This window comes from Spirosoma flavum (assembly GCF_042686045.1).
GTDB classification, from domain to species: domain Bacteria; phylum Bacteroidota; class Bacteroidia; order Cytophagales; family Spirosomataceae; genus Spirosoma; species Spirosoma flavum.
Genome location: NZ_JBHUOM010000053.1, coordinates 1 through 7,485 on the forward strand (window position 1 = coordinate 1; position 7,485 = coordinate 7,485).

Genomic DNA, 7,485 nt, shown 5'->3' on the forward strand with positions numbered 1-7,485 from the left:
CCTTTTTTACTTCTTTTTTGCCCCGCTGTTTTTTGTACTTTTCTCAGTCTTGTTATATAAGGTATCTTATGTTAAGGGATTAAACGAAGATTGAACACCCTATACAAGCTGTAAAAACAGGCTGAATTGTTATTTGGAAAGGGAAGGGTAAAACTCTGTATTATGTTAATGGAATATCCGTAGATTGGCCCTCCTTATGGTAAGTAAAGGACCGCTAAAAAGGGCTTCTGAGTGATTAATAAGATCGATTATACAACAGATTTAACTAGCTTATTCATCAGCCATAATTTCAATGGACACATTCCTTAAGAGAAGATAGAGATGCGATTTTTTACTTTATTGGTAGGCATTTGTTGCGCCTTTGAAACCGTGAATGCACAACAGAATCGGTTTACGATAGGTCCGTCAATTGGGGTAGATCAATTGTTTTCCCCAGATTATTCCTTAACTGGCCCTTCATTCATATTACCTGGTTCAATAAAATATAAAGCCGGTTTTTTATTTGGAGTTGACGGCTCTTACCAAGTGAGTCGATTCCTGATCAATGCCCGCTTGTTAACCACCAAACGAATTTATCAGGCGATCACACAATACCAGTTTGGTTCAGGTCCTACTACGACAGGTGCTGTCGTAGTAGGAGCCCATTACCTTTTTGTTCCTTTAACCGTATCCTATCTGATCAAATCAGGTAAGCGCCTTCAACTATATGCTGGTGGTGGAATCGTACCGGAATGGATAAGCGGCTCATTTGATCGCAAGTCATTTGATATATACGGTAGTGGACACTTTATTATTTTAAGTCCTGAAAAACCCACGAAGCCATTTTCAGTCGGTAGTTGTTTGCAGCTAACGGGCCGATATGACCTTGATTCTCGGTTTATATTACAGGTTCAACCGGCATTTTATTATTTTTCTAAAGTGGAAACCCCTTTTTCCACTACCGACAATTCATCCTTTAGGGTATCGGCTTCTGTTTGTTACAGACTAAATAATGACTGACAAAGCGACTGCATGTGTTTTCAAAAATAGCTTAGCTCATTTGCCCGTGAAGCAGAATTGGCAGCCACACAAACAGGTAAATTAAGTTATCCGATTAAACTCAACGATGAAAACTGTACTTATCTGTTTTGGATTACTGTTTATATCCCGGCTAAATGCCTTCTCCCAGAGCCGAGTTTCGTTGGCACCCACGTACTGGTTCAATTATGGCAACTACGGCTATCAAACGGGAACGCTTCATGCCGATCCAGCCACTAAGCCACACACGATTGCCTCATCACTGGGCTTGACCGCTCGTTATCACTTTAACCAACAATGGGATTTTTCGTTGGGTGTCCTTTACAATAAAAACATCTCTCCAGTGATCACTCTTGGGTTGTATAAGGTTAATCTGATCACACGCTATGTTCAACTGCCCACTTTACTGAATTATCGTTCCTCTGCGCATCGTCTATCCCCTTATTTTTCAGCAGGCGCTGTATTTAACGTAAACGCATGGGGCAATGAGCCCGTTAAAACTAGCCTGGTTCTAGGCGTAGGGATAGACTATCGAATCAACACTAAACTTTCCTGGCTTCTTCAACCCACTTTTAATTATTTGCTCTACAATCCTGCGGACACCATTTTTGAGCAATTTATTGATTACGAAGCGTTTGCCTTTGGAGTGCAGACTCAACTTATCTGGCACTTTTAATGTGAATAACAAAGTACGCAAGGGCCTTAATACTGGCTCTTGCGTACTTTTGAGTGGTTCAGCATAAATAAGTCACTACTGCCATAAGTCCATTTTGGCTATAGCCACTTAATTCTGATACTTGATATATTCCTAGTCTTTAACTTATTTCAGAATAAGCCTTTAGACGGTTTTGAGTTAATCAAAATCACTTTACATGATGCCAGTGGTTGTTGCAAAACCATGCCTTGTAAACCTATTCTGGTAACATACGTATTGTACTTTGTCGGTAATATCGATTCTTAAATAATCAAATCATTCTAATTTGCTTACCTTAACCTAGGTATTGTGGCTGTTGCAAAAGTCTATATAGCCACGAGTTGGCCGTTAAGTAGTCAAAATTTAACCATTACTCAAGCCCTATTTAGCTTATAATTTAAGCAAATCTGACATAAGCCAGACTTTTGCCACCGCTGCGACGGACCGTAACCACGCCACTTATATAACAGAAATAGCCGTCTTTCACGTTCTGGCACTATCTCCACTATCAACTTTAATCATGATACCTAGTGTCACTCTATTTAGTAGCTCCAGGATAAAACGCTATAAATACTACCCCTTTTTACTACTCATTTTAGTGTTTGCTTCTCCCAAGCTGAAAGCTCAGTATACCACTAAATCAAAACCTATAGTTGGAGTTAAGGCAGGTGTATTTGTGTCCAAGTATAAATTTAGCCAGTTTCCTCAAAGGCCACCGGTTCAGATAGGAACCGGTACGTTGAACCAATACGGAACGTCCGTTTCAGCGTTTCAGCCAAACTATTCATTCAGTGTTTTCTACAAGAATAGTATCTCCAAAGCAACGTGGTTGGACTTAGAAATAGGTGTCCGAACGAAGGGATACAGAAGTCAGTATAATACCCCAGGAGACACCTTATTCCGCCATGCAGTAGCCAATCGGTTCATTTCCTTATTTGCTACTGCATCCATTCAGGTTACGTTAACTCAATTGTGGTATGTGAAGCCCGGTGTTCGAGTAGATGCTTTAATTAGCAAAAGCACGAACCCTACTTTCGATTACTGGGTATCAAGATACACACCATTTGAGTTTTCTCCCGTGTTAGCGACAGGCATTATTTTACCTAGAATTAATATAGAGTTAGAAGTCAATCCTGGCTTAATGAACCTAGTTGTTTTTCCTGCTACTTACAACGCTCAATCCTCAAGTCTTCGAAGTTTTACGGCTGGAGTAAATGTGGCTTATAAGCTCAGATAACCCCTAATTAATTGTATTTTTTCTTCATGGAATAATAACCAACTATTATTCCATTTTTAAGATCGACTGACATAATGCCACTTATACAACAAATTAGCTTCACTTGCTACGTGCTTTCTTTACAGTAGCAATCTGTTCTTCAATAGCACTGAGTTGAACGGAATCAATACAACTCGGTTTATCTGCTTGGATAATGTAAGAATAAAATTCGCTTAATAATTCAAAATTTGACCGTGTGTGCCAAGCAATATGCCATGCCTTGGTCGATAATTTTCTTGAATCATTATCACAGGGCCAGCCGTACTTTTTGAGAATCTTTAGTAAGATCGTCCGGTTAACTGGATCATTGATAACGATGAGATGACCAAAGTACTTCTGTTTTGGCTTGTCCGACGAACATCGACTCAAACTATCTCGATACTGCTGATCAACTTCATACATTCTTTCAATCAGTAAATTACATTCAGTTGAAGAAAGCCTATTGACATTTACTGACGAGTCTAATCGAGGGTACTCTTTGATTACGAATAAATTAGTGAAGTCATTTTGCCTTACTGATTGGGCGGTGACAGTAAGTGTAATAAGAGAGAATAGGACGTACAGGATTAGCTTTGGTAAAGAGTGTTTCATTCTAAAGTTTATGTCGTTAAAGAAATTGTACTTTGTCAGTAATATTGATTCTCAAGTAATCAAATTATTCTAATTTACTTCACATAACATAAAGATAGTTATACAACGAGTCTGGGAAATGCACAAACTAACTGAGGGTTAGACATTTGTACATTTCCCAGACTCGTTGTATAACTCACATTATGTTATGAAATTATTTTCAGAGCGTAGCTTAGCTGCATGGGTCAACACTCTGAAAATAGTCTAAATTCTCGGCGAATCGTAAGGCTGATCGCTATCTGAACAAATAGGTAAGTCCTATCTGAGGCAAGCCAACTGTCTGGGTATTGTTTGTTAGATAAACCCAGTCAAATCGATAACTAAGGTCAAGTCGTAAGAATTTTATTGTCTCTATACTCAAGCCAGGACCAAGTTGGATTGTTTGCATAGGTGTACTCGGATAGCTTACCCCAGCAGCATCGGAACTTCGTCTACCCATCTGGTAAGAAGCTTCAACAAATGGAGAGAGCCAAGTAGCTGTAAATTGGTAACGTATGTAGGGGCCTGCTGAGAGATCTTTAAAGCCAATGTCATCGACCCATTCATTAGACCAAGTTGCATTTAAGCCCACAGCCAGTTGCTTAATTGGAAAATAGCCTGCGTGAATTTGAAAGCTGTTTCTATTGCTTAGCAAATTTCCTCGACCATATCCCGCTTTTGCACCTAATTGCCAACTGCCTGAGTGAAATGTAGTTTGAGGTTGACCGGAGGTTAGTTTTTGGGCATAAGCTTGTTGAAGCTGAAGACTCGCCAAGAGAGCCAAGAGGCAAAAGTATAGGCTAGTTTTCATATGAAAAGTTTTATTTTCTTGGAAACGCCTAAATGTGTTACTCAGTATTTTAGTAACCGATCAATCAACTAACTTCTGTTGTATAAGTGCAATTATGATAACCTAGCTTATTTACGAGCCAATTCAATAATGACTAGTCATTATTGAATTGTTAATCGTTGCGACTCTATCTAGTCAGGTTTACATTAGTAAATTTTACGGCACCAGTGTACAGATAAGATTTGAGATGACTAGTCATGATAATGGCTCAATTGAGCTATAAAGCCATATATTTGGTCCTGTGACTAATCATGTTAGGGTAATGACTAATCAGGAGTTCTTGACAATCAAAGAAGCTGCTCAGCAGTACAGCCGTTCTGAACAGACTATTCGCCGACTAGTCAAACAGCATATTTTGACTAGTCATGTCCGATCTGAAGAAACACCCAAAGGGAAAGCATATCAAATTAGCCAAGTGTTGTTACGGCAAGAGTATGAAGTTCCGTCTATAGCCTCGCTGCCTGCTTTAGTAGTAAGTGATTCATTGCAACTGGAAAACCAACAACTTCGGGAATCAGTGGCCGAGCGTGACCGGATGATTCAGCAACTACAAAATCGTCTGTTTGAGCAAGGCGACGTTATGAATGCGATGGCTAATCAACTGACTAGTCAAATGACTAATCAAAAAATGAGTCATATTGAAGAGTTATTACTCCAGCAAAATGCTCAATTGGGCGATTTACAGAAAAGACTCCCTTTACCTGAAGCTGAGGAATCAACAGCCAACAAGCGTAGCCTATGGCACCGATTATTCGGTCGCTGAGTCGTCTTCGATTAGATCTAAATAAGCATCTAATTCGCCTGAGTCTAAATTCTCCTTTTCGGATTTGTCGTAAACGGCCAGCAGATAAACTGCTTCCTGAGTCACCTTAACAAAGGTGATTACCCGTGCCCCTCCTGACTTACCCTGCTTTTTACTCGCAATGGCCATGCGGACTTTGTAACAACCCTTTCCTATAGCCGCTCCCTGTGTAGGGTCTTCCCTCAGGGAATCAAATAACGTTCGCAAATCCGTTTTCAGCGATGGATATTTCTTGGCTAATCGCTTGGCTTGCCTGTCGAAGGTCGGCAGCCGTTTAAGGTCATAACTCATCGAGCAACTCGTAAGCGTCACGGGCTTGGGTTTTTCCCGCCAATACGTCATTTAGCTCTTCAACTGCTTCACCTAGCTCCGCCAAGAATAAGGCTTTTTCGTTGGAAACACCTACTGGAAGAGGCTTAGCCTTAACAAACGATAGACTCCGTAGCAGTTCCATCATGAAACCTACTTTGTTATCAGGGATATCTAAAACGATTTTCATACGAGCAAGATAGTGAGATTTGTCAGTTTTGGCGCGTTTTCAGGCTCTACACGCCCTTATCTGATAGTTAATGGCCTTCTCCCTTATTTTTCTTTCCCCTTTGTTTCTAAGCCAAATACTTTGGCTGTATAGCTGCCTACATTCTTCACCTTGCCATCGACTGCTTTGGCCTGAATATCGTAAAGTTGCCGATTAATAACCTCGGTTGAGTGAGTAGCTAGGACAGTATCAGCCTGATCGGGACGTAGTCGGAACTGCTTTACTAATCGCTCATGCAGGTCCGGTAGTGGAGCAGGTTCGGTTTTTGCTTGGTAGAAGACCGCAAATTCGACTTCGACCACGGGTTTACGACCTCGCCCTGGGCGGTCACCATAGATAGGTTTGTAGTTGAATGTTATGTCTGTATGACCGTTGATTTCTTTAACAGCAATGTCTAACACATTTCTTTGAAACCAAGTCCAGCTTGGGTAACTGTCTTTCCCTGTTTTTGGATCAATTACCCAAAGCATTGTTTTAAGTTCAACCAGATTACGCTTAAAGGTCTTGTCCTTCATGTTTTTATACATGCACAACAACTCATAAACCCTTTTAGCGTAGGCTGAGTTAAGCGAAATAGCCGCTGCCAATTGCATCTTAGTAAACTTCTTATTCAAGTCCACGTAAAACGGTCTCACCTCTGGCGACAAACCGATCTCAATTATATCAGTCCCTTTCTTATAACGTGCTGATGTTATGAAAGCGGCTTGCAGAAAGTCACCATCAGAGAGCGTTGTCTCAAATACGCGAGTTATCAGCTTACGAGTTGCTTGTCTGTAAGCGTCAGCTTTTAAACGTGCCGAACCGTTAATCTCCGCCATCTGATTAACTGATACTTGGTATCTTTTAGATTCAGAGTCCTCAGGCTTAACCTGAGCGACAACCATATATAACAAGTTTTTCTCCGTCTCACTCATCTCATATCGAGCGAGAGTTAAAGCGTTATCTTGCCAAATTTCTATTCCCTTATTCATTATGAATAAATCTGTCTGACTATCAGGCAAATATAAAAAGTGATTTTTATAAATCAATACAACTATTTTAAAACATTATAAAAGTTACCAAACCTCACTTTATTAAGCCTGTTTGTGCTACCAAACCTCACTTTATTAAGCCTGTTTGTGCTACCAAACCTCACTTTATTAGTTACCAAACCTCACTTTATTAAAGTTATCCACACTATAACTATTTAGTAATCAGTGGGTTACTTGCTAAAAAATCGCCTTACAAGTGTTTAACAAGTGATATTTGATAATACACAAACACTTGTTGTAAAAAAAGTGGCTTGAAAAAGCGGTTTTTAGGGGTAAAAAAGGACAGATAAAAATTGATCACCAGATTGCTAACGAGTAGATCAAAAAACAACGGGGAAAAGAAAGGAAAAGAACAAAAACTAAAAAAGGCAATGGGGTCGCGAAACTATAAATCTAGTTAAGTGTTCCACGATTTGTATTATTCTAATAGTAATTCAAAGCCTACTTTAGTAAAGGCTTATGAAAAGAAGAACCACTGATCTATTCTATCCCCTTTCCAATACCCGCATTCCTATCTATTCAATCACCTGAACTGACCAAGATCTAATTTGGTGATTTGCTTGATCTTCTTTAGCTTCCCAAAACGAAGCTTTCCCATCCGGCGCGCGTGTCGTGATACGGTCTTGTTAAAGAGCGAGACGGAACGCTATTCCGCTACGCTTCATACC

The 7,485-nt window shown here is 40.0% G+C and carries 9 protein-coding genes; 4 read left to right on the forward strand and 5 right to left on the reverse strand.

Going from position 1 to position 7,485, the window contains the following annotated elements; all coding sequences use genetic code 11:
• Positions 1 to 423: 423 nt before the first annotated feature.
• From ACFS25_RS31490 to ACFS25_RS31500, 3 genes are all read left to right on the forward strand, one after another.
• Positions 424 to 999 (forward strand): hypothetical protein, encoded by a 576-nt coding sequence (locus tag ACFS25_RS31490; RefSeq protein WP_381509146.1) that lies wholly within the window; start codon positions 424 to 426, stop codon positions 997 to 999.
• Between the two features lie 106 nt (positions 1,000 to 1,105).
• Complete coding sequence (locus tag ACFS25_RS31495; protein ID WP_381509148.1) at positions 1,106 to 1,693, forward strand: outer membrane beta-barrel protein; 588 nt, start codon at positions 1,106 to 1,108, stop codon at positions 1,691 to 1,693.
• Positions 1,694 to 2,231: 538 nt separating this feature from the next.
• The gene (locus ACFS25_RS31500; protein ID WP_381509150.1) at positions 2,232 to 2,948 is read left to right on the forward strand and encodes a hypothetical protein; all 717 of its coding nucleotides are present in this window, start codon (positions 2,232 to 2,234) and stop codon (positions 2,946 to 2,948) included.
• Between the two features lie 99 nt (positions 2,949 to 3,047).
• Here ACFS25_RS31500 and ACFS25_RS31505 read toward each other — a convergent pair whose 3' ends face one another.
• Complete coding sequence (locus ACFS25_RS31505) at positions 3,048 to 3,389, reverse strand: hypothetical protein (protein WP_381509152.1); 342 nt, start codon at positions 3,387 to 3,389, stop codon at positions 3,048 to 3,050.
• Between the two features lie 463 nt (positions 3,390 to 3,852).
• Complete coding sequence (locus ACFS25_RS31510) at positions 3,853 to 4,407, reverse strand: hypothetical protein (RefSeq protein WP_381509154.1); 555 nt, start codon at positions 4,405 to 4,407, stop codon at positions 3,853 to 3,855.
• A 301-nt stretch (positions 4,408 to 4,708) separates the two neighbouring features.
• Here ACFS25_RS31510 and ACFS25_RS31515 point away from each other — a divergent pair, with 301 nt between their 5' ends.
• On the forward strand, positions 4,709 to 5,209 hold the full coding sequence (locus ACFS25_RS31515; RefSeq protein WP_381509156.1) for a DNA-binding protein: 501 nt from the start codon (positions 4,709 to 4,711) through the stop codon (positions 5,207 to 5,209).
• On the opposite strand, the gene ACFS25_RS31520 is transcribed toward ACFS25_RS31515, so the two are convergent.
• From ACFS25_RS31520 to ACFS25_RS31530, 3 genes are all read right to left on the reverse strand, one after another.
• A complete protein-coding gene (locus ACFS25_RS31520) occupies positions 5,195 to 5,539 on the reverse strand; it encodes a type II toxin-antitoxin system RelE/ParE family toxin (RefSeq protein ID WP_381509158.1) in 345 nt (114 codons plus the stop codon). The genes ACFS25_RS31515 and ACFS25_RS31520 overlap by 15 nt on opposite strands.
• Positions 5,529 to 5,747 carry a hypothetical protein gene (locus ACFS25_RS31525; RefSeq protein ID WP_381509160.1) on the reverse strand — a complete coding sequence of 73 codons (219 nt, stop codon included), beginning with the start codon at positions 5,745 to 5,747 and terminating at the stop codon, positions 5,529 to 5,531. The genes ACFS25_RS31520 and ACFS25_RS31525 overlap by 11 nt, the downstream gene beginning before the upstream one ends.
• Positions 5,748 to 5,830: 83 nt before the next feature.
• Complete coding sequence (locus ACFS25_RS31530; protein ID WP_381509162.1) at positions 5,831 to 6,757, reverse strand: replication initiation protein; 927 nt, start codon at positions 6,755 to 6,757, stop codon at positions 5,831 to 5,833.
• Positions 6,758 to 7,485: the final 728 nt, after the last annotated feature.

Coding starts and splice junctions, on each gene's coding strand:
- ACFS25_RS31525 (WP_381509160.1), bottom strand. CDS start 5,747: ATGAAAATCGTTTTAGATATCCCTGATAACAAAGTAGGTTTCATGATG.
- ACFS25_RS31530 (WP_381509162.1), bottom strand. CDS start 6,757: ATGAATAAGGGAATAGAAATTTGGCAAGATAACGCTTTAACTCTCGCT.
- ACFS25_RS31505 (WP_381509152.1), bottom strand. CDS start 3,389: ATGTATGAAGTTGATCAGCAGTATCGAGATAGTTTGAGTCGATGTTCG.
- ACFS25_RS31510 (WP_381509154.1), bottom strand. CDS start 4,407: ATGAAAACTAGCCTATACTTTTGCCTCTTGGCTCTCTTGGCGAGTCTT.
- ACFS25_RS31520 (WP_381509158.1), bottom strand. CDS start 5,539: ATGAGTTATGACCTTAAACGGCTGCCGACCTTCGACAGGCAAGCCAAG.
- ACFS25_RS31500 (WP_381509150.1), top strand. CDS start 2,232: ATGATACCTAGTGTCACTCTATTTAGTAGCTCCAGGATAAAACGCTAT.
- ACFS25_RS31515 (WP_381509156.1), top strand. CDS start 4,709: ATGACTAATCAGGAGTTCTTGACAATCAAAGAAGCTGCTCAGCAGTAC.
- ACFS25_RS31495 (WP_381509148.1), top strand. CDS start 1,106: ATGAAAACTGTACTTATCTGTTTTGGATTACTGTTTATATCCCGGCTA.